The following is a 17,622-nucleotide window of genomic DNA, read 5'->3' as shown; positions in this document are numbered from 1 at the left end:
CCCAGAGCGGATTGTGCTTATCCATGGCTTTGGGGCGTCTGTGTCGGTAGGGTTACTTCATTCCCATCTGCGAAACTAGTAGCCGCATCTGTTAGCTCTGCTGCGCTTGCAATGTCAAAATCCGGTGAAGGAGCGGTGCAGCGATTTTTTGCTGCTGACCAACTCGCCATCGGCAGGCCTGTGTAAAGCCTTCTGTTAGCTGGTCGGTTCCATTCGCTAATAATAAAAGCGGTCCCAGCCTCTGCCGTTAAGCGAGCATCTTTTGCGCGACCTTGAAATACAGATCCCACAAGGCCGTCAAATGATCGCTGTGCAACTATTGAGGTTCCTGCAATGACTGCAAGTGCTACAACTAAGGCAAGCGCTACAGTTGATCCTTCGCTGCTTGGTGGCTTGCCACTGCGGGCATACTTTACAAGAAACGGTGAAACTAAATTTTTAGACTGACTTCTCTCTCTTTGGCTGGTTATATTTGCTGGCATGGGCGCCTAACTCTTTGCCTTGCTTTTGTCTATTTTTGGCGAAGGGCTACTAAAGAGGAGCATCTTGAGGGGCGTTGTGGCCTGCTCAAAGCACCTGCACCACCTCTGAAACCTCAGGAATCGCCTCCCTTAGCTTGCGCTCGATGCCCATCTTGAGTGTCATGGTGCTGCTAGGGCAGCTGCCGCAGGCGCCCTGCAGGCGCACCTTCACGATCGGGCCGTCGATTTCCACCACTTCCACGTTGCCGCCGTCGGCCATCAGATAGGGGCGCAGCTCATCGAGGGTGCGCTCCACGTTTTCTAGGGTGAGGGCGTGGGGATCCTGGGTGGCGGCTTCGGTGCTCATTGGTTGATACGCGTGCTGTACAAAATCTTAGGTGGCGGAGGGCAATCTTGTTGGAGAGGGCTTTGGCATCGGCCACTACCTCGATCTTCTGCGCTTGCTCACTAAAGAGTGAGATCAATCCCCCTGGCTGTGCTCCTTAGAGGGCCCCGTCTTCTAGGCTGGTCGTAGCACCCATGAAGCCTCCGCCGGCGCGATGACAGACGTTCCCGTTCAGCGGATCCGCAATTTCTGCATCATCGCCCACATCGACCACGGCAAATCGACCCTGGCCGATCGGCTGCTGCAAGACACCGGCACCGTTGCGGCTCGCGACATGCAGGCGCAGTTTCTCGACAACATGGAGCTAGAGCGCGAACGCGGCATCACCATTAAGCTCCAGCCCGCCCGCATGGAATACACCGCGGCCGATGGCGAGGCCTACATCCTCAATCTGATTGATACCCCCGGCCACGTCGACTTCTCCTATGAAGTAAGCCGCTCCTTGCAGGCCTGCGAAGGCGCCCTGCTGGTGGTGGATGCCAGCCAGGGCGTGGAAGCTCAAACCCTGGCCAACGTTTACCTAGCTCTGGAGAACAATCTCGAGATCATTCCTGTTCTCAACAAGATTGACCTACCCGGTGCAGATGCCGACCGTATTGCAGAGGAAATTGAGGCAATCATCGGGCTCGACTGCTCCAATGCAATCCATTGCTCGGCAAAAACAGGTCTTGGGGTGCCTGCAATCCTGCAAGCCGTGGTGGATCGGGTGCCGGCTCCCGCCGACAAGGTGGCCGAGCCGCTGCGGGCCCTGATATTCGACTCCTACTACGACGCTTACCGGGGCGTGATCGTCTATTTCCGCGTGATCTCCGGCTCGATCAGCAAGCGCGACAAGGTGCTGCTGATGGCCAGCGGCAAGGTGGTGGAACTCGATGAGGTGGGCGTGATGGCGCCCGATCAGCGCCAGGTGGATTCACTCCATGCCGGCGAGGTGGGTTATATGGCCGCTTCGATCAAGGCAGTGGCCGATGCCCGCGTTGGCGACACCATCACACTGGCAGCCAACCCCGCCGCCGAGCCCCTGCCCGGTTACACCGAGGCCAAGCCCATGGTGTTCTGCGGCCTGTTCCCCACCGACGCTGACCAATACCCCGATCTGCGCGAAGCCCTAGACAAGCTGCAACTCTCCGATGCGGCGCTCAAATACGAGCCCGAAACCAGCAGCGCCATGGGCTTTGGTTTCCGTTGTGGCTTCCTTGGCCTGCTGCACATGGAGATCGTGCAGGAGCGGCTGGAGCGGGAATACAACCTTGATTTGATCGTTACGGCGCCATCGGTGATCTATCAGGTGAACATGCTCGATAACACCGTGATGATGGTGGACAATCCAGCCACCCTGCCCGACCCGCAAAAGCGTGAATCCATAGAAGAGCCCTACGTAAAGCTCGAGATTTACACCCCCAACATCTACAACGGTGCCCTGATGGAGCTGTGTCAGGAGCGGCGCGGTGAATTCATCGATATGAAATACATCACCACCGATCGGGTCACCCTCCACTACGAGATGCCGCTGGCGGAAGTGGTAACAGACTTCTTTGACCAGATGAAGTCGCGCACCAAAGGCTACGCCTCAATGGAATACAGCCTGATCGGCTACCGCAAAAATGAGTTGGTGCGGCTCGATGTATTGATCAATGCCGAGAAGGCCGACCCACTCACGACGATTGTGCATCGTGATAAGGCCTACAACGTAGGTAAAGGTTTGGTGGAGAAACTCAAGGAGCTGATCCCCCGCCAGCAGTTCAAGATTCCTATCCAGGCATCGATTGGCAGCCGCATCATTGCCTCCGAAAGCATCAGCGCCATGCGCAAAGACGTGCTTGCTAAGTGCTACGGCGGTGACATCTCCCGCAAGAAAAAGCTACTTCAAAAGCAAGCCAAGGGCAAAAAGCGCATGAAGGCCATGGGCAAAGTCGACGTGCCCCAAGAAGCCTTCATGGCCGTGCTCAAGCTGAATCAGTAGGGCCCTGCTGGTCGGGGTGATGCGGCTCAAAAATCCCGTGGGAACACTGATCGGGTCGTTGCGCGCCAGGTGACCCGTGGCCCGGTTCCCCCGCCCCAAAGCCAGCCCCCCTCCCCAGGCAGCTGGTTTCCTATTACCCCTCTCCGCTACCGCATCACTGCTGCTGCTGCTCAGCAGCGTTTCGCTGCAGGCAGCCGCGCTCCAGGCCCGCAGCAAGGTGCAAGCCGGGCAGCGCTTGCGGCAGGCGGAAGATCAGTTGATGTCGGCAGCTCAGCACCTGCTGGCTGGGACGGCCACCCCCGCGGTGGGCCAGACAGGACTGGTGGGCCCAGTGGCCTACCGCTTGGTGGCTTTTGATGGACCCCACTGGAACGGTGCGCCTGCTGGTGGTCTGCAGCGGGGCCAGGCTGCCGCCACCTTGGAGCTGCAGCCCTCCGCTGAGCAGCCTCGCGCTCTGCGGGCTGCCTTTGGCCTGGAGCTGGCCCGGGCCGTGACACCCGAGGGTTTTGGTGCCCAGCAGCTGCTGGCATTGCGGGAGTTGGGCTTGCGCGGCCGCGCCAGCCAGGGGGTGGCGCCATGAATCTGGTGGAAGTGCTGGTGGCCTCAGCGATGTTCGTGACCTCGTCAAGCTGCTCCTTGCAGCTGTGGTCGAGTGGTGCCAGCTGGACGCGTCAGGCAGAAGCAAAACAGCAGCAAGTGGCCGAACTGGAGGCGGCGCTACTGGCAAGCCAGGCCCAGCTGACGACCCTAGCTGGCACGCTGATCGCCACCGATTGCACAGCTGCCAGCAGCTGGCTAGCTACCCATCTGCAAGCCCAACCGGCGCCTTCAGGTTTTACCCGCCAGGTGAGCGCTGAGCCCGGTGCCCTGGTGCGGTTGCAGCTTTCTGCGGCTGGTGGTGAGCAGCGGCAGCGCTGGCTCAGCCCAGCGGCCTACGGAATGTGCGAAGCGGCGGCTGTTGCTGAACCGGAGGCAAGCGATGCAACTCTCTAAGTGGCAGCCCCCTAAGCACCAGCAAACCGAGCTGGGCTTCAGCTTGGCTGAGCTGCTGGTGGCGGTGAGTGTGCTGGGGTTGCTGGCCAGCTTGGCCTTCGATAGCGGCCAGAGCAGCCTGGCGCGGATGCGGGTGGAAACCACCAGCCGGCGGTTGGGATGGGGCTTGGAGCAGGCACGCCAGCAAGCCCTGAGACAGGGCCAGCCCTGTGCGCTTGAGCTGGGCCCCAGCGGCTGGCGCCAGCCCAGTGGCGGCAGCTTGTCTGGCTGCGGCGAGGCCGTGGGCAGTGGCGCTGGGGCGGTGCTGGCTGGCGAGGCAGTGGGGGTGGCTATCGGCTCAAACTTGCCCGCCGCCCTGCGTTTTACTAGCAACGGCTTGGTGCTGGATGGCGGCACCGTGGTGATCAGCGCAACGGGCACCGAGTTGCGTCGTTGTTTGGTGGTATCGCTGCCGCTAGGGGTGGTGCGTTTGGGCCGCTACGAGGGGCCGCAGGGCAATGCTCCCAGCAGTAGCGCCTGCCGCGCCGAGGAGGCGCTGTGAAAGGGGAGCAAGGCTTTTCGCTGGTGGAGCTGCTGCTGGCCCTGACGATCGGCTGCGGGCTCAGCGGGGTGCTGCTGCAGGCGCTGCTGGCGGAGGGCGTTATCAGCCAGCGCTTTGGCCGGCTGCTGCGGGAGCGCGCCGTGGCCCAGCGCACCTTGGAGCTGGTGCGCGGTGATCTGCTCCAGGCCCGGGGCCTGGCCGATCCTGCCGTGCTGGCACCGGCCTGCAACCTGGCGGGCCGCAGCGTGGTGCTGCATCTCGATACTGCTTCTGGACCGATCACCTATTCATTGGGTAGGCCGGCGGAACCGATCTGGCGGGGCCGGGTGCTGATGCGCTGCGGACCGGCCTATGGCCTGTATGGCGAGCTCAGTAGGGGAGCGGCTCAAAATCGAGTGGTGCTCGATGCGCTGGCGCCCAGCGCTGGCTTCCGGGCAACACCTGTTGCTGCTGGGGTGCTGCGGCTGGAATTAGACCAGACCTGGGCCGACGGAGGCCGGCTGAGCTCCCGCTTGCCAGTGGCAATTGGGGCAAATTAAGCAAGCTGCCGGCTGGAGCGGCGGGGTGGTTGAAAACCGGCCAGGCGGTGGGTGGGGTGCTGAAAGCCCTCCTTAATTCTGTACAGACCGTACAAAACCAGACAGACCACGCTGGCGACAACTAACCCAGCCCCCCTGGCGATGCCCCAGAGCCAAGATGGATGACGACTACAAAGCCGCATTTGTCACCTGCTGATCCGCTTCAGCAGTCAGTAGTGGTGACGGAGCTGGGCGATCAGCAGGTCGCCCGCGTTGATGGAGTAGACGATGCGATGTTCAGCGTCGATGCGCCGCGACCAGTAGCCAGCTAAGGCATGACGAAGGGGCTCGGGTTTGCCGATCCCCGCGAAGGGATCTCGGCGGATCTCGTTGATCAGTCGGTTGATGCGCTGCAGGATCTTGCGATCGTGTTGCTGCCAGTGCATGTAGTCCTCCCAGGCCTCTGGGGAGAAAATCAGTCGCACGGCAGTAAATCGTGTTCTTCTCCGCCACCGCTGTTTAGGCAGGCGATAGAGCGGAGCAGGCGCTGGGCGTTGGCAGGGCTGCGCAGGAGATAGGTGGTTTCCTCCATTGCCTTGTAATCGGCTAGGGAGAGCATCACCACGGCGGGCTCGCCACGGCGTGTGATCACTACTGGTTCATGGTTTTCACACACCTTGTTCATCGTGCCCGCCAAATGGGCACGGGCGGTGCTGTAGGAGATCGCGTCCATCGGCTTGAAGCCCTGCTAGCAGGCGTACGTTTTACTGTACTGCTCTTGTGGGGATCAGCCCGTGATCGAACGCACGCGGCACTGGGCGCCATCTGCGCTGCCAAATTAAGGAGGTCGCCTGAATCCCGCTTTTTACCGGTGATGTCTGCCACCATCTATCTGCACTGGTCGGCCACCCCCTACAACTGGGTGCGCAGCGGCCTTTATCACTCGATTATTGGCGGTGATGGCCAGGTGCATCGTCTGCACAGCTATGCCGCCGACCTGCCCGCCCACACCTGGCGGAGCAACACCAATGCGGTGGCCCTCAGCTGTGCCTGCATGGGCGGCCGGCCAGACCCTTGGACCATCCCGCCCGCCAAACCCCAGCTAGAAGCCCTCTGCCAGGAGGCCGCTGCCGTAGCCCGCAGCTGGGGCTGGCGTGCCGATCAGATCAGCGTTCAGCGGCTGATGACCCACGCCGAGGCGGCCGCCAACCGCGACGGCCGCGTGATGCACGACAACTACGGGCCGGTGATCTGGGGCGGCACCGGTGAACGTTGGGATCTGCTGCAGTTGGAGCAGGGCGGCCCGCCTACCGGCGGCGAGCAGCTGCGCGAGCGGGTGCGCCAGCTCCTGAGTGGGGAGACCGCCTCGGCGCCAGAGCCCCTGCAGTTCCGCCGTGCCAGCAGCATTGAGGCCCGCGGCTTGCCGCTGGCCACCGAGATCGATGCCAACGGCAGCAGCTGGGCCCTGGCCACCGCCCTGCTGGAGCGCTACGAATTGCCCTTCCAGTGGGATGCCAGCCATCGCCGCATCCTGGTGGGGGCCCTTGATGTGGTGCCTCGCTTTCAAGACGATGCGGTGCAGGCGTCGGTGGGCTGGCCCCTGTTTGAGATGACCCTCGAGCGCAGCACCGCTCCGGTGATCCTGCGGGGCATCGTGCGCCAGAACCGCGCCTGGTGCCGGGTGCTGGAATTTGCCGAGGAGCTTGGCATCAGCGTGGCCTACGACCCCTTCCGCCTGCTGGAGCGGCGGGGTGGTTGAAAGCCTGCCCCGATCAAGCGACCGAGCAGCGTCAGATGATTGACCAGGACATTGCAGCGGAAGGCATCAGCCGCACCGAATTCATGCTGCGCAGCTGGAGCGGCTGCTCGCCATACCTGTTGCTGCTGGGGTGCTGCGGCTGGAATTAGACCAGACCTGGGCCGACGGTGGCCGGCTGAGCTCTCAGTTGCCAGTGGCAATTGGCCAGAAGCAAATTTGAGTTTTGTTCTGCAGCTGATTGGTTTGCCCGTAATTTAGGCAACCCAACTAGAGAGAACTGGCCAAACTGTTCCCAGTTAACAGTATTAATGAGGCATCGGTAAGTGAGACTGGAACATTCTCAGAGCGCTTAAATAACCTGCTCACGGCATTGATCTGGTTCTGCAGCACTACGGGAAGTTGCCCAATATTGCGCTCAATGAATTGCAATGCCAGTGCAGGATCGAAGCCGGATCTCTTGAGCCGAAAGCACGTTTCAGCCACCACTGCGGCTTGCCGAAGTGAGCCAGCTAGGCAGGGTTGGCCTGCAGGTCCGCGGGCCTGCCCTCAGATGGCCTGGAAAGTACTAATACTTGTCATAAAAAAGCCACCCGATGGGGTGGCTTTTGATTAAGGCCCTAGATCAACTTGTAATTGGAGCAAAGTGACTAGATCACTACATGTCACCCATCATCAGCCTCAGGAGCCTCAGGAGCTTGTATGGTTATTGTGCCATCAGCTTGGGGGGTTGCTGACCCTCTCTTAAGATCTTCTCCATAGGTGATCGGTGTATTTGCTACACAGCCGCCAGCTGTTGGTAGATCCCCTCCAGGACCTGTTGGTGCTGCTGGCAAGTCGGTAGTGCCAGTTAGTAAGGCAGTTGCGCAGGAGCGGGCTGCGGCGACGGCAGAGGCTTCATTAGCTTTCTGCTGAGCAGCGTCGCGTGTATTGAGGAAAGTGGGGACGGCGATAGCACTAAGTATCCCAACAATCGCAATCCCAACAAGCAGCTCAATTAGTGTGAAGCCGGCCTGGCCCAGCTTGCTGAGCCTCTTGCTGCTCTGCAGGCGTTGAAAGAGTGCTCGCTGGGCCAGCAGCTTGCCCTGAAGACGGGAGGTCATGGAGTGGACCAGACTGTGAAATGTATAAGCATTATGGCCCCGCTGGCAGCGCTGCCAACACAGGCGGGCTGAGCAGAATCTGAGTATTCCCTGAATCCCCCCGCCAGTGCGGATCTCGCCGCTGCGTCTCTGGTTGCAGAGCACCTCCCTGCTGGCGGTGCTGGCCGGCTACAGCCTGCTGCTGCTGGTGAACCAGCGCATCGCCGCTTTCGACCGCACCGCTGCCCACCGCCAGACGGTGGAGCAGCTCAGCACTGAACTGCAACGCCGCGCCACCACTAGGGCACAGCTGCTGCCCCTGCTGGAAGCCTCGCTGCTAACCAACCTGCGCCTCAGCCTGTTGCCGGCCGCTGCTTCCGCCGCCGCTGCCCAGCCCCTGCAGAGCGGCGATCAGGTCTGGCTGCTGAGCTGGCAGCCGCTGCAGCTGGCCGATGGCAGCCGCGCCGGCCTGCTGGTGGAGCAGGACGTGTCGGCCTCGGTGCGCCGCGAGTGGTTCAACTTCTGGCTGCTGGTGGCCGCGGCCGGGGTGTCTAGCCTGTTCACCAGTGCCCTGCTGCGCCTGGTGCTGCACCGCGGCCTGGTGCAGCCCCTGCAGGAATTCACCAGCCAGCTCTCCGCCACCCAGGCGCCGCCGCGGGTTTCCGACCAGATCCCCGTGGCCGAGCAGCCAGAAGAGCTGCAGCCCATCGCCCTTGCTTTCAACGACCTGCAGCAGCGCCTATCGGTTTCTTGGGAGCGGCAGCGCTCTTTTGTGGATGGCGTTGCCCATGAGCTGCGCACGCCGATCACCCTGATCTCTGGCCACGCCCAGCGCCTGCTGCGCCAGCCGGGTCTGGAGGCCACGGCGCCCTCCCTGCGCTTGATCCAGCAGGAGGCCCTGCGCATGGGCAGCCTGATGAGCGATTTGCTCGATCTGGCCCGTCAGGATTCCGGCCGGTTTCAGCTGCGGCGTCTGCCGGTCGTGGCTGACGAGGCCCTGGTGCAGGCCTACGAGCGGCTGGCCCAGAGCAGTGGCTGGCGCTTGCGCCTAGACACTCCAGCTGCGGAGCTGCCCGTGGCGATCGGCGATCCGGAGCGGCTGCAGCAGTGCCTGGCCGCCCTGATTGAAAACGCCCTCCACTACAGCCCCACACCGCTGCCGGTCAGCCTCGCTGCCGATCTGCAGGGTGATTCCCTGGTGCTGCATGTGCGCGACCAGGGCCCCGGCGTGGAACCCGGCGAGCGCGAGGCAATTTTTGGCCGCTTCGCCCGCGGCAGCGCCGCCATCATTGCCAACGTCCGCGGCAGTGGCATCGGCCTGGCCATGGTGCGGCTTTTGATGGAGGCGATGGGCGGCTCGGTGCAGGTGGCTGATGCCCCCGGCGGTGGCGCTGATTTCCAGCTGCATCTGCCCCTGGCTAGGGCCTTGGGGGTGCCCAGCGCGTAGCAGATTGCTACGATCAAATTCTGTTCCTCTGGCGTGTTGGGCCATGGCGAAATCCCCATCCCCGGTGCGCCTCCAGGAGGAGCTGATGCAAAGCGCCACCCAGGCCGGGGCCCGGCACCATCGCAGCGCCGCCGAGCAGATCGAATACTGGGCTGCACTGGGCCGGCAGGTTTGTCGTTTTGTTGACCCCGACAGCCTGCTGGATGTGCAAGCTGGGCTGGCGCGGCTGCAGGTGGAGCCGGTTGTGGCGCAGCCCGTGGCGCCAGATGCGGTGTTCAGTGCCGTTGAAAGGGCAAGGCAGAGCGGGGAGCTGCCCCACTTGGTCAGTCATGCCGCCATCCGCTATCAGGCTTCCGCCAGCCAGCCCGGAGCCTTGGAGCGCATCGCGGCCGATGGCAGCCGCAGCACCGGCAGCTTTCGCAACGGCATCTTCATCCCCTCTGAGCCGGAGCCGGGTTGAGCGAGCGCATGGTTTCTGGCAAACAGCTCTGGTTGCTGGTGGGCGGCAATGGCGCCGGCAAAAGCACCTTTCACCGGTTGTTTTTGGAGCCGCTGGGTCTTCCCTTTGTGAATGCCGACAACCTCGCCAAACTCATCGCGCCAGATACTCCGGAAGCCCATGGGCTTGAGGCTGCCCTGCTGGCTGAGCAGCAGCGTGAATCCTTGCTGCTGAGGGGTTTCAGTTTCTGCTTTGAAACGGTCTATTCCCATCCCTCCAAAGTCGACTTCGTTGCCCGCGCCAAGGCCCTGGGTAATGAGGTGATCTTGGTGCTGATTCATCTCAACAACGCCTCCCTCAACCAGGCACGGATCGCCCAGAGAATCTCAGAGGGTGGTCATAGCGTGCCGACTGAAAAGGTGATCAGCCGTATCCCCCGTGTATTAAATAACGTACAAGCGTCTTTACCCCTATGCGATCAAGTGCGGCTTGTTGATAATTCCTCTTCAGATCATCCGTTCTTGCCTGTCGCCACGATCATTGCTGGTGTTGAGCAGCACCACCAAGATCCACTCCCGCCTTGGGCCCTTGAGTTGCTTAGGCCTTTGGGGGCACTTCCTTCAGCATAAAGCCCACGCCGCGGACGGTCTGAATCAGGGTGGGCTGGCCTTCTCGCTCCAGCTTGCGGCGCAGCGCCCGGATATACACATCGAGCACGTTGTCGTCGCCGACCCAGTGCTCGCCCCACACCGCGTTGAGGATCGCTTCGCGGCCATGCACCTGGTTGGGCTGGAGCAGTAATAGGTGCAGCAGCTCAAATTCCCGGCCGGTGAGGGCGATGCTTTCGCCGCCGCGGCTCACCTCCCTGCTGGCAGCAGTAAGTTGCAGATCCGCCAGCTGCAGGGTTTCAGGCTCGCTGCTGGCTTTGCTGGCGCTGCGCAGCCGTGCCCGCACCCGGGCCAGCAGCTCCTCGATTGAAAAGGGTTTGGTGAGGTAGTCGTCGGCGCCCGCATCGAGGGCCTCCACCCGTTCGCGCACGTCATCGCGGGCGGTGAGCATCAGCACCGGCGTGTGGTCATCGCTGCCCCGCAAGCGCCGGCAGATCTCCACACCGCTGAAATCCGGCAGGGTCCAATCCAGTAGCAGCAGGTCCCAGCGGCTTTCCCGCAGCTGCATCAGCGCCTGCTGGCCGCTGGCCGCCTCGGCGCAGCTGTAGCCCTCGATCTCCAGCTCGGTGCGCAGGAACTGGCGCAGCTCCGGGTCGTCGTCGACGATCAGCAGGCGGGCGCTGGGCATTAGTGGAGGTTAGGTGCCCCAGCTGCTGGCCAGTTCGATCAGGGGCATGGCTTCCACGCAGCCGCTGGGCAGCTCCCCTACTACCAGCGTTTCCCAGAGGGCCCCGATCAGGGGAGAGCGCAGCAGCTCGGCCCGGTTGAGCAGTTGGCCCGAACGCAGCGCACAAGCTCTCAAGAAGCGCTCGAATTGCAGCAGGTTGCCCACCTGTTGCAAGCTGCGTAGATCGCGCTCCAGGTAGGTGCTCACGTAGGAGCGGTGAAAGTCGCCGGCGTTGATGGCCGGCTGGCTCCACAATTCTGCACCCCCGGTGCTGCCGCCTGGATTTCAGCAAGCCCCAGCCCCTCCAAGCTCAGCACCGCCGCCCGTCCCGCCAGGCTGTCGCCCACGTTCTGCATCAGGGCAAAGGGCTGCGATCCCGTCAGCACCGGCTGCCCGCAGGCCTTCCGGTCGGCGTCGACCACCGTTTTGAGATGGCGAAACAGGCTCGGCGCGTACTGCACCTCATCGATCAGTCGTGTTCGGCCGCTGCGGCTTCGCTGGGCAGGTCGAGCGTCACGTAGTGGTGCTCCGGAAACAGGTGCCGGCCCAGGGCCGTTTTGCCCGTCTGGCGGGCGCCCGTGAGCACCAGCACCGGTCGGGTGCGGGCTAGCTCCAGCAGCCGGGCTTCGATCTGGCGAGGAATCCACATGGCGCTGGCTGGCGCACGGCCGTTGCCTGCCAATCCTGGCGCCAAATCCTGCCAATGCTGCGATGGGATCGAACGATTGGCAGGATTGGTGGCTACGAGCCTGCGGTTTCCGTGGCAATCAGTTCGAGAGCGCCCTGCCCGCCTGCCACGGCAACGGTGCTGAGGCGTTGGTCGAGGCTGGCCAGCACCCCTCCCTGGTGCACCGCCAAAGCCAGGAGATAGGTGTCCGTGATCTGGCCCGAGTTCACTAGGTCCCTGGGGTTGACATGGCCAAGGCCCAGCAGGCTCGGGGCGTCTGCCCAGTATCGGTGCTGCGGATGGCCAACCAGCTCTTGCAGGATCCGGCTCACCACCGCCGGCGATCCCGGGGAATTCGGGTAGCGCGGATGCCCCACGATGCGCAGCACTGCGTTTTGGGTGATCGCACAACTGGCCCAATCGGCCCCTTCTCGGCTCGAAAACCAGCGGTGGCAGCTCTCGTGGTGCACATGCCTTGGGTCGATTAAGGCGATCAGCACGTTGGCATCGAGCAGGGCGACCGGCATCACTCCCCGTCGTCCCGCAGGCTGTTGACGAGCTCAAGATCCACGGGGCCTCCGCTGGGTTGCAGGGGCAGCAACGGAAACCCATTGCGCTGCTCCGCCGGCGGGCCTGCTGGATTCGCCGGCCCTGGGGTGGTTAGGGCCCGGCGCAGCAATTCGCTGATCACGTTGCCGATGGGTTGGCGCCGTTCGCGAGCCAATACCCGCGCTGCTGAGAGCACGTCGTCATCCAGCCGCAGGGTGGTGCGCATCTGGTATGAGGCATCAATCATCAACCTTAGCCGCGATCGTCAGCTTCGCTCTCAGTCCACCAGTTGGTGCAGCTGGGCTGCGACCCCATCGCGATCGGGTGGGGCCAGGTGTCCCAGGGTCTTCAGGATCAGACGTTCATCCAGCGTGAACACCTTGAAGCGCACCAGGCGAAGGCTTCCTCATCCGCTGGGCTGCTCCACTCCTGCAGGCTGGCATCGAGGCTTCGTAGGTACGCCAGGTCGAGCGGAGCAATGGCCCGCACGCGGACCGAGCCATCCTCCATCTCCCAGCTGAGTTGATCCCCCTGCCGTAGCCCCAAGGCTTCTCGCACCGCCTTGGGTACGGTCACTTGCCCCTTGGCCGTCAGGGTTGCGACCTCCATCGCCCTCTCACCAATTGCCTTGGTATCCCACCCTAAAGCGGAGGTCTCCTTTCGGTAAGGAAGCCTTTCGGCTGGCATGGCCAACTGGGCATGGTTGCTGGCATGCCAGTAAACTGGCTTTGATGGCTACTTAGGTGGTCCAACGTGAAAACCACCATCGATCTGCCGGACACGCTGGTGCGTCAGGCCAGGCAGCGTGCCCTGCATGAAGGTCGTCCCTTTAAGGACCTGGTTGCCGAGTTCATTCGCCAGGGCTTGAGCCAGGTGGGTGCCAAGCCAGCAATCCGGCCAGGCAGTCCCCTGGAGCTGGGGGCCAATGGCCTGCCGGTGTTCCGCCGCGATCCCGCTGTGGCGCCGCGAATTCCCTCGCTGCAGGAGCTTCTGGAGCTCGAGCACACCACCCTGGCGACGGAGGACCAGCAGCGTGCCGGCTTCCCTGGTTGACACCAACGTGTGGTTGGCCGCCACCTTTGAAGGCCATCCCTGTTATCGGCGTGCCCGCCAGGAGCTCTTGGCTGCCACACCCGCAGACCCTTGGCTGTGGTGTCGGGCCACGCAGCAGAGTTTTCTGCGCCTAGCCAGCACGGCTGCCATGTTCCGTTCGTGCGGTGTGGAAAGAGCTACCAATGCCGATGCCATGGCAGCACTGGAGCAGTGGTTAGCGCTTCGGCAGGTGGCCTTTGTGGAGGAGCCGCCCGGGGTGATGGCCCACTGGGCCAGGTTGGCGGCTGTCGATCAGGTGGCCCCCAAGCTCTGGATGGATGCCTATCTGGCTGCCGTGGCCATTGCGGGCGGCTGGCGCTTGATCAGCTTCGATCGGGATTTCCGCAGCTTTCAGCCCCAGGGGTTGGCCCTGTGGTTGTTGCAGCCCGCCGCCTAGCTGCGTAAGGTCGCGCCATGCTCTTGTCGTTGCGCCGCGCCCCCAGCCTCTCGGTCCGCATGGCCCGCTGGGGTTTGGTGATCGTGGTGGCCTACGCCCTGGTGGCCCTGCTCACGCCGCTGCTGGTGCATGCCGGCTGGCTGAGCGATCCCAACGCCGGCCTGCAAAATCCGATCTATGCCCAGCCCTCGCTGAGCCACTGGTGCGGCACCGATCGGTTGGGGCGCGACGTGTGCGTGCGCACCCTCGCCGGCAGTGGCGTCGCCCTGCAGGTGGTGCTGCTGGCCCTGGTGATCGCCCTGTTGATCGGTGTGCCCCTGGGCATGGTGAGCGGCTACTTGGGCGGCTGGGTGGATCGGGTGCTGGTGCTGCTGATGGACACCCTCTACACCCTGCCGGTGCTGCTGCTTTCGGTGGTGCTGGCCTTCCTGCTGGGCCGCGGCCTGCCCAATGCCGCCGCCGCCCTTTGTGTCGTCTATATCCCCCAGTACTTCCGGGTGGTGCGCAACCAAACCGCCCAGGTGAAGGCTGAGTTGTTTGTGGAGGCGGCCCAGTCGCTAGGCGCCGGCCCGATCTGGATCCTGCGCCGCTACTTGCTGCGCAACGTGATCACCTCGGTGCCGGTGCTGCTCACCCTCAACGCCGCCGATGCCGTGCTGGTGCTCGGTGGCCTTGGTTTTCTGGGCCTGGGCCTGCCCGAAACCATCCCCGAGTGGGGCGGCGACCTGCAGCAGGCCCTCACCGCCGTGCCCACCGGCATCTGGTGGACCGCCCTCTACCCAGGCCTGGCCATGTTTGTGCTGGTGCTGGGGCTGTCGTTTTTAGGCGAAGGCCTCGAGAGCTGGCTCAGCGGCGGCAATGCCCAGCGCTAAGGGCGCAGTTGTCTCAACCAGGCTTCCAGCGGTTCACAGCGGATGCCATCGATCAGCAGCGGCTCTGGGCAAAAGGAGAGCAGCAAGCGCTCTGCCTCCGGATAGTCCTCGCCGAAGGCCCGCAGCGCCTTGAGGTCGCTCCGGTCGATGCGACTGCTGTGTTTCACCTCGATGGCCATAAACAGGTCTGGGCCATACACAACGAAATCCACCTCCAATCCAGATCGGGTGCGCCAGAAGCTGAGTTGGGCCCCTCCTGGCCGCAGCTGACAGAGCGCCCGCAGGTGCTGGGCCACCAGGGATTCCAAAGCGATGCCGCCAATCTCTTCCGGCGCATCAAGCGGGCCGCGGGGCCGCAGGGAGCGAAAAACTCCGGCATCGAAGCAGAAAAACTTCTGGTGCTGCACCAGCTGCCGCTGGGCCCGCCGTTGAAACACCGGCAGCCGAAAGCTGATCAATAGATCCTCGAGAATTCCCAGATAGCTTTCAGCCCTTTTGCGGGGTATCTCGGTTTCCCGGGCCAGGTTTGCCAGGTTTAGTACTGAGCCCTGCGAAAAGCTGATCACCTCCAGAAACCTTGCGAAATCGCCGATCTGACGCACCAGGGCTTCTGCCTGCACCTCTTCCTGCAGATAGAGCGAGGCATAGGCCGCCAGGGTGGCCTGGGGATCCACTGCCTGCCACACGAGAGGCACCAGTCCGTTGGCCTGGGCCCGCATTAGATCAAAATCCTGGCCGAGCTCAGCAGCCATGAACGGCCCCATGTGCACTGCCACCAGCCGCCCACACGCAGATCACGTCGCTGCTCCACCAGGGCATGCACCACGTCGAGCAACTGGGGGGCTTTCTGGATTTCGTCGATCACCACCGTGTGAGCGGATTTGCCAGCGGCAGCAACGAATTCCGAAAGCCGCTCTGGCCGGGCCTGGTAGGTCCTCAGCACATCCGGTGCCAGCAGATCCAGCCGCAGGGCTTGGGGAAACACCTGTGCCAGCCAGGTCGACTTGCCGGTGCCGCGGGGGCCAAACAGGAAGAATCTGCCAGGAGGTGGCTGCAAAAATCGCTGCACCGCCGCCATATCCGCAGCCAAAATGGAGTTTAGCTAGCCATTTTGCACGGTATCTAGGGCGATTCACCTGCTCGCTGCCGTTGCCCTGGCCCTGGGGCTGCCCAGTGCCCGCAAATATCAGTAGCCGAGCATCAGTAGCGCAGCTTGATCGTGCGGGGCAGGGTTTCGCTGATGGCCCCCTCGGCATCAAGGCTCGGATAGGGGCGGCCCTCGCGCTGGCACCAGGCCGCCACCTCCGGATAGGCCCACTCAAACAGCAAGTTGCCGTAGCGCTCCGCCGGCACCCCTTCGCCGTGGCGTGGCAGCAGGCCGGCGGCCTGCCGTTGACGCAGCGCCTCAAACAGCAAGGTGGCGCAGGCCACGCTCACATTCAGCGACTGCACCATGCCGTGCATCGGAATCACGATCGGCTGATCTACCAATGCCGCCGCTTCAGCGCTTAAACCCCACTTCTCGGCCCCCAGCACCAGGGCGCTTGGGCCGGTGAAGTCGCACTGGCGGTAGTCCACCGCTTCCACCGACAGGTGGGTGCCATAGAGCCGAAAGCCCTGGGCCTTGAGTTGGCCCAGCAGGGCCACGCTGTCGCCGTCGCTGTGGCGATGCAGCGGCACCCACTTTTCACTGCCCTTAGAGGTGCAGTTGAAGGTGGGCGTGCGGCCCGCCAGGCTCACCACATGGGCCTCCAGCACCCCCACCGCATCGCAGCTGCGCAGGATTGCCGAGAGGTTGTGGGGCTTGTCCACGTGCTCGAGCACCACGGTGAGATCACCCATGCGGCGATCGAGCACGGCCTTGAGCCGCTCAAAGCGGCGGGGCAGCAGGGGCATGGCGTCGGGCTCAGTTGAGGTGCGGAATCACGGGCGGTGGCGGTGGCAGAGGTCCCAATTGACTCACGGCAGTTTGCAACTGCTGTCGGGTGCTCAATGGCAAAGACCCCAAATCACCATCCTCAAAAAACACCAGTGCCTTGAGTGCCTCTGCACGTTGCAGAATTACCTTCAGCTTGCTTGCAAGAAGATCCTCGTTTGATGCCACTAATGCAATTCCATCTTGCAGCAGAACTCCTTGTTGAAGACATGGCTGAAGAAGTCAAAGTCGATTGACACTCGGTGGCCTAGCCGCAGGGCAATCGCCGTGCCCCCGTACAACACAAATCCCATGCCTTGTAGGGGCTTTAATTCCTTCCAGAGTGCTCTCTGCTCCTTCGGCAAGATCTCAAGATGGGATTGAAGCGCTTCATTTTGCTCCTTATTTGTCATGGCAGTCGCCGCTGGGGCAGCGGCGGTAGATCGCTGCCGCTGGGAAGGTTTAAGCAGAGGTGCCAGAAATTCCAAGACCGTTTATTGAATTCCCCTGGCTGAGCTGTTTGCAGTACCACCCTCAGGGTTTCATCTCCAACGCTGCCGCGCATCATCTCAACATCGTGCCAGTCGCCGATATTCATCACTTGGGCTAGCAGGCGGTGAGGCTGGGTCAGGCTCTGTTCCGCTGGCTGCCACCACACATAACGGCTCGCCAGGAGTTTCAAAGACTGGCACTGCTCCTCGCTTAGCACCATGGTGCACCTAGATGTTTTTCTAGTTTAGAAAGTCTGGTCCAGGAAGCCCGCTTTGCTTCCTCCCGCCCGGCGCTCGATGCAAGCTCCCGCCCCCACGTTTGATCAGCGGGTTTACGCCGTCGTGGCCCAGATCCCCTGCGGACAGCTGGCCACCTACGGCCAGATCGCTGAGCTGGTTGGGGTCTGGGGTGCGGCGCGCCAGGTGGGCTGGGCCCTGCGGCGGTTGCCCCTGCCGTCGGAGATCCCGTGGCAGCGGGTTGTTAATGCCAAAGGGCAGGTCAGTTTCAACCCCAGCCGCGAAGGCAGTGACTGGATCCAGCGTGAGCTGCTGCTCGCTGAAGGCATCCCCGTGGATGCAGCGGGCCAGTTGCCCCTGGCCCAGCACCGTTGGCGGGCTGGGGTTGATGAGTTTGCGAATTAGTCCTCCTTAGCTAACCAGCAAAAAGCATCCACCTCTCCCGCACCCCTGCGCTAGTT

The 17,622-nt window shown here is 62.8% G+C and carries 31 protein-coding genes; 14 read left to right on the top strand and 17 right to left on the bottom strand.

Translation table 11 applies throughout. The annotated features are described in order from the left end of the window. Positions 1–17: 17 nt before the first annotated feature. Positions 18–482, bottom strand: coding sequence for a hypothetical protein (locus tag AC01FP_RS06925; RefSeq protein ID WP_474479114.1), 465 nt, complete (start codon positions 480–482; stop codon positions 18–20). Positions 483–567: 85 nt separating this feature from the next. After that, complete coding sequence (locus AC01FP_RS06920; protein ID WP_474479113.1) at positions 568–828, bottom strand: NifU family protein; 261 nt, start codon at positions 826–828, stop codon at positions 568–570. A gap of 193 nt (positions 829–1,021) precedes the next feature. Between AC01FP_RS06920 and lepA the strand changes: the two genes are divergently transcribed. The 5 genes from lepA (at position 1,022) to AC01FP_RS06895 (ending at position 4,903) form a co-directional block, all read left to right on the top strand. Further along, positions 1,022–2,830: a translation elongation factor 4 gene (gene lepA, locus AC01FP_RS06915; protein WP_474479111.1), complete on the top strand. Its 1,809-nt coding sequence runs from the start codon at positions 1,022–1,024 to the stop codon at positions 2,828–2,830. 76 nt (positions 2,831–2,906) lie between these two features. After that, complete coding sequence (locus AC01FP_RS06910) at positions 2,907–3,410, top strand: hypothetical protein (RefSeq protein ID WP_474479110.1); 504 nt, start codon at positions 2,907–2,909, stop codon at positions 3,408–3,410. Continuing rightward, positions 3,407–3,823 (top strand): hypothetical protein, encoded by a 417-nt coding sequence (locus tag AC01FP_RS06905; protein ID WP_474479109.1) that lies wholly within the window; start codon positions 3,407–3,409, stop codon positions 3,821–3,823. Before AC01FP_RS06910 ends, AC01FP_RS06905 begins: the two co-directional genes overlap by 4 nt. Beyond that, positions 3,810–4,364, top strand: a complete 555-nt coding sequence (locus AC01FP_RS06900) for a GspH/FimT family pseudopilin (RefSeq protein WP_474479108.1) — start codon at positions 3,810–3,812, stop codon at positions 4,362–4,364. The genes AC01FP_RS06905 and AC01FP_RS06900 overlap by 14 nt, the downstream gene beginning before the upstream one ends. Continuing rightward, complete coding sequence (locus AC01FP_RS06895; RefSeq protein WP_474479106.1) at positions 4,361–4,903, top strand: PulJ/GspJ family protein; 543 nt, start codon at positions 4,361–4,363, stop codon at positions 4,901–4,903. Before AC01FP_RS06900 ends, AC01FP_RS06895 begins: the two co-directional genes overlap by 4 nt. A 209-nt stretch (positions 4,904–5,112) precedes the next feature. Here AC01FP_RS06895 and AC01FP_RS06890 read toward each other — a convergent pair whose 3' ends face one another. Continuing rightward, positions 5,113–5,367 (bottom strand): Txe/YoeB family addiction module toxin, encoded by a 255-nt coding sequence (locus AC01FP_RS06890; RefSeq protein WP_474479105.1) that lies wholly within the window; start codon positions 5,365–5,367, stop codon positions 5,113–5,115. Further along, complete coding sequence (locus AC01FP_RS06885) at positions 5,358–5,615, bottom strand: type II toxin-antitoxin system Phd/YefM family antitoxin (protein ID WP_474479104.1); 258 nt, start codon at positions 5,613–5,615, stop codon at positions 5,358–5,360. Before AC01FP_RS06885 ends, AC01FP_RS06890 begins: the two co-directional genes overlap by 10 nt. A 141-nt stretch (positions 5,616–5,756) precedes the next feature. Here AC01FP_RS06885 and AC01FP_RS06880 point away from each other — a divergent pair, with 141 nt between their 5' ends. Together AC01FP_RS06880 and AC01FP_RS06875 are read left to right on the top strand one after the other, a co-directional pair. Beyond that, complete coding sequence (locus AC01FP_RS06880) at positions 5,757–6,641, top strand: N-acetylmuramoyl-L-alanine amidase (protein WP_474479103.1); 885 nt, start codon at positions 5,757–5,759, stop codon at positions 6,639–6,641. After that, positions 6,638–6,790, top strand: coding sequence for a hypothetical protein (locus AC01FP_RS06875; RefSeq protein ID WP_474479101.1), 153 nt, complete (start codon positions 6,638–6,640; stop codon positions 6,788–6,790). The genes AC01FP_RS06880 and AC01FP_RS06875 overlap by 4 nt, the downstream gene beginning before the upstream one ends. Positions 6,791–7,303: 513 nt before the next feature. Here AC01FP_RS06875 and AC01FP_RS06870 read toward each other — a convergent pair. Then, positions 7,304–7,741, bottom strand: coding sequence for a type IV pilin protein (locus AC01FP_RS06870; protein WP_474479100.1), 438 nt, complete (start codon positions 7,739–7,741; stop codon positions 7,304–7,306). 106 nt (positions 7,742–7,847) lie between these two features. Here AC01FP_RS06870 and AC01FP_RS06865 point away from each other — a divergent pair, with 106 nt between their 5' ends. Genes AC01FP_RS06865 through AC01FP_RS06855 form a run of 3 tightly spaced genes read left to right on the top strand, consistent with a single transcriptional unit; the run spans position 7,848 to position 10,235 of the window. Then, a complete protein-coding gene (locus AC01FP_RS06865; RefSeq protein ID WP_474479099.1) occupies positions 7,848–9,167 on the top strand; it encodes a sensor histidine kinase in 1,320 nt (439 codons plus the stop codon). 43 nt (positions 9,168–9,210) lie between these two features. Beyond that, positions 9,211–9,627, top strand: coding sequence for a TA system antitoxin ParD family protein (locus tag AC01FP_RS06860; RefSeq protein WP_474479098.1), 417 nt, complete (start codon positions 9,211–9,213; stop codon positions 9,625–9,627). Continuing rightward, entirely contained in the window at positions 9,624–10,235 is a 612-nt protein-coding gene (locus tag AC01FP_RS06855; protein WP_474479096.1) for an ATPase, read from the top strand. The genes AC01FP_RS06860 and AC01FP_RS06855 overlap by 4 nt, the downstream gene beginning before the upstream one ends. Here AC01FP_RS06855 and AC01FP_RS06850 read toward each other — a convergent pair. From AC01FP_RS06850 to AC01FP_RS06820, 7 genes are all read right to left on the bottom strand, one after another. Then, on the bottom strand, positions 10,204–10,902 hold the full coding sequence (locus tag AC01FP_RS06850) for a response regulator transcription factor (RefSeq protein ID WP_474479094.1): 699 nt from the start codon (positions 10,900–10,902) through the stop codon (positions 10,204–10,206). The two genes, AC01FP_RS06855 and AC01FP_RS06850, sit on opposite strands and share 32 nt — an antisense overlap. Positions 10,903–10,911: 9 nt before the next feature. Then, positions 10,912–11,196 carry a hypothetical protein gene (locus AC01FP_RS06845; RefSeq protein WP_474479093.1) on the bottom strand — a complete coding sequence of 95 codons (285 nt, stop codon included), beginning with the start codon at positions 11,194–11,196 and terminating at the stop codon, positions 10,912–10,914. Continuing rightward, positions 11,145–11,402, bottom strand: coding sequence for an AAA family ATPase (locus AC01FP_RS06840; RefSeq protein WP_474479092.1), 258 nt, complete (start codon positions 11,400–11,402; stop codon positions 11,145–11,147). Before AC01FP_RS06840 ends, AC01FP_RS06845 begins: the two co-directional genes overlap by 52 nt. An 8-nt stretch (positions 11,403–11,410) precedes the next feature. Then, the gene (locus tag AC01FP_RS06835) at positions 11,411–11,590 is read right to left on the bottom strand and encodes a hypothetical protein (RefSeq protein ID WP_474479089.1); all 180 of its coding nucleotides are present in this window, start codon (positions 11,588–11,590) and stop codon (positions 11,411–11,413) included. A gap of 92 nt (positions 11,591–11,682) precedes the next feature. After that, a complete protein-coding gene (locus tag AC01FP_RS06830; protein ID WP_474479088.1) occupies positions 11,683–12,135 on the bottom strand; it encodes a TA system VapC family ribonuclease toxin in 453 nt (150 codons plus the stop codon). Next, complete coding sequence (locus AC01FP_RS06825; protein WP_474479087.1) at positions 12,135–12,383, bottom strand: ribbon-helix-helix domain-containing protein; 249 nt, start codon at positions 12,381–12,383, stop codon at positions 12,135–12,137. The genes AC01FP_RS06830 and AC01FP_RS06825 overlap by 1 nt, the downstream gene beginning before the upstream one ends. Before the next feature lie 128 nt (positions 12,384–12,511). Next, positions 12,512–12,766, bottom strand: a complete 255-nt coding sequence (locus AC01FP_RS06820) for an AbrB/MazE/SpoVT family DNA-binding domain-containing protein (RefSeq protein WP_474479086.1) — start codon at positions 12,764–12,766, stop codon at positions 12,512–12,514. Positions 12,767–12,910: 144 nt separating this feature from the next. Here AC01FP_RS06820 and AC01FP_RS06815 point away from each other — a divergent pair, with 144 nt between their 5' ends. The 3 genes from AC01FP_RS06815 to AC01FP_RS06805 are packed head-to-tail and all read left to right on the top strand — an operon-like array spanning position 12,911 to position 14,518. Beyond that, entirely contained in the window at positions 12,911–13,210 is a 300-nt protein-coding gene (locus AC01FP_RS06815) for a hypothetical protein (protein ID WP_474479085.1), read from the top strand. Then, a complete protein-coding gene (locus AC01FP_RS06810; protein ID WP_474479084.1) occupies positions 13,191–13,646 on the top strand; it encodes a TA system VapC family ribonuclease toxin in 456 nt (151 codons plus the stop codon). The genes AC01FP_RS06815 and AC01FP_RS06810 overlap by 20 nt, the downstream gene beginning before the upstream one ends. A gap of 17 nt (positions 13,647–13,663) precedes the next feature. Further along, positions 13,664–14,518, top strand: coding sequence for an ABC transporter permease (locus tag AC01FP_RS06805; RefSeq protein WP_474479083.1), 855 nt, complete (start codon positions 13,664–13,666; stop codon positions 14,516–14,518). Here the strand turns inward: AC01FP_RS06805 and AC01FP_RS06800 are convergent. From AC01FP_RS06800 to AC01FP_RS06780, 5 genes are all read right to left on the bottom strand, one after another. Next, complete coding sequence (locus tag AC01FP_RS06800; protein WP_474479082.1) at positions 14,515–15,270, bottom strand: ATP-binding protein; 756 nt, start codon at positions 15,268–15,270, stop codon at positions 14,515–14,517. The genes AC01FP_RS06805 and AC01FP_RS06800 overlap by 4 nt on opposite strands. Beyond that, entirely contained in the window at positions 15,237–15,575 is a 339-nt protein-coding gene (locus tag AC01FP_RS06795) for an AAA family ATPase (protein ID WP_474479080.1), read from the bottom strand. Before AC01FP_RS06795 ends, AC01FP_RS06800 begins: the two co-directional genes overlap by 34 nt. Before the next feature lie 143 nt (positions 15,576–15,718). Then, positions 15,719–16,414, bottom strand: coding sequence for a tRNA (guanosine(18)-2'-O)-methyltransferase TrmH (gene trmH / locus AC01FP_RS06790; protein WP_474479079.1), 696 nt, complete (start codon positions 16,412–16,414; stop codon positions 15,719–15,721). A 207-nt stretch (positions 16,415–16,621) separates the two neighbouring features. Beyond that, a complete protein-coding gene (locus AC01FP_RS06785) occupies positions 16,622–16,846 on the bottom strand; it encodes a nucleotidyl transferase AbiEii/AbiGii toxin family protein (protein ID WP_474479078.1) in 225 nt (74 codons plus the stop codon). Then, positions 16,843–17,115: a hypothetical protein gene (locus AC01FP_RS06780; RefSeq protein WP_474479077.1), complete on the bottom strand. Its 273-nt coding sequence runs from the start codon at positions 17,113–17,115 to the stop codon at positions 16,843–16,845. The genes AC01FP_RS06785 and AC01FP_RS06780 overlap by 4 nt, the downstream gene beginning before the upstream one ends. A 106-nt stretch (positions 17,116–17,221) precedes the next feature. Between AC01FP_RS06780 and AC01FP_RS06775 the strand changes: the two genes are divergently transcribed. Continuing rightward, complete coding sequence (locus AC01FP_RS06775; protein ID WP_474479076.1) at positions 17,222–17,566, top strand: MGMT family protein; 345 nt, start codon at positions 17,222–17,224, stop codon at positions 17,564–17,566. Positions 17,567–17,622 lie beyond the last annotated feature (56 nt).

The organism is Cyanobium sp. NIVA-CYA 375 (assembly GCF_056108345.1).
Note: the sequence above shows the minus strand (reverse complement) of the source record. Positions and strands in the feature narration are given on the sequence as shown.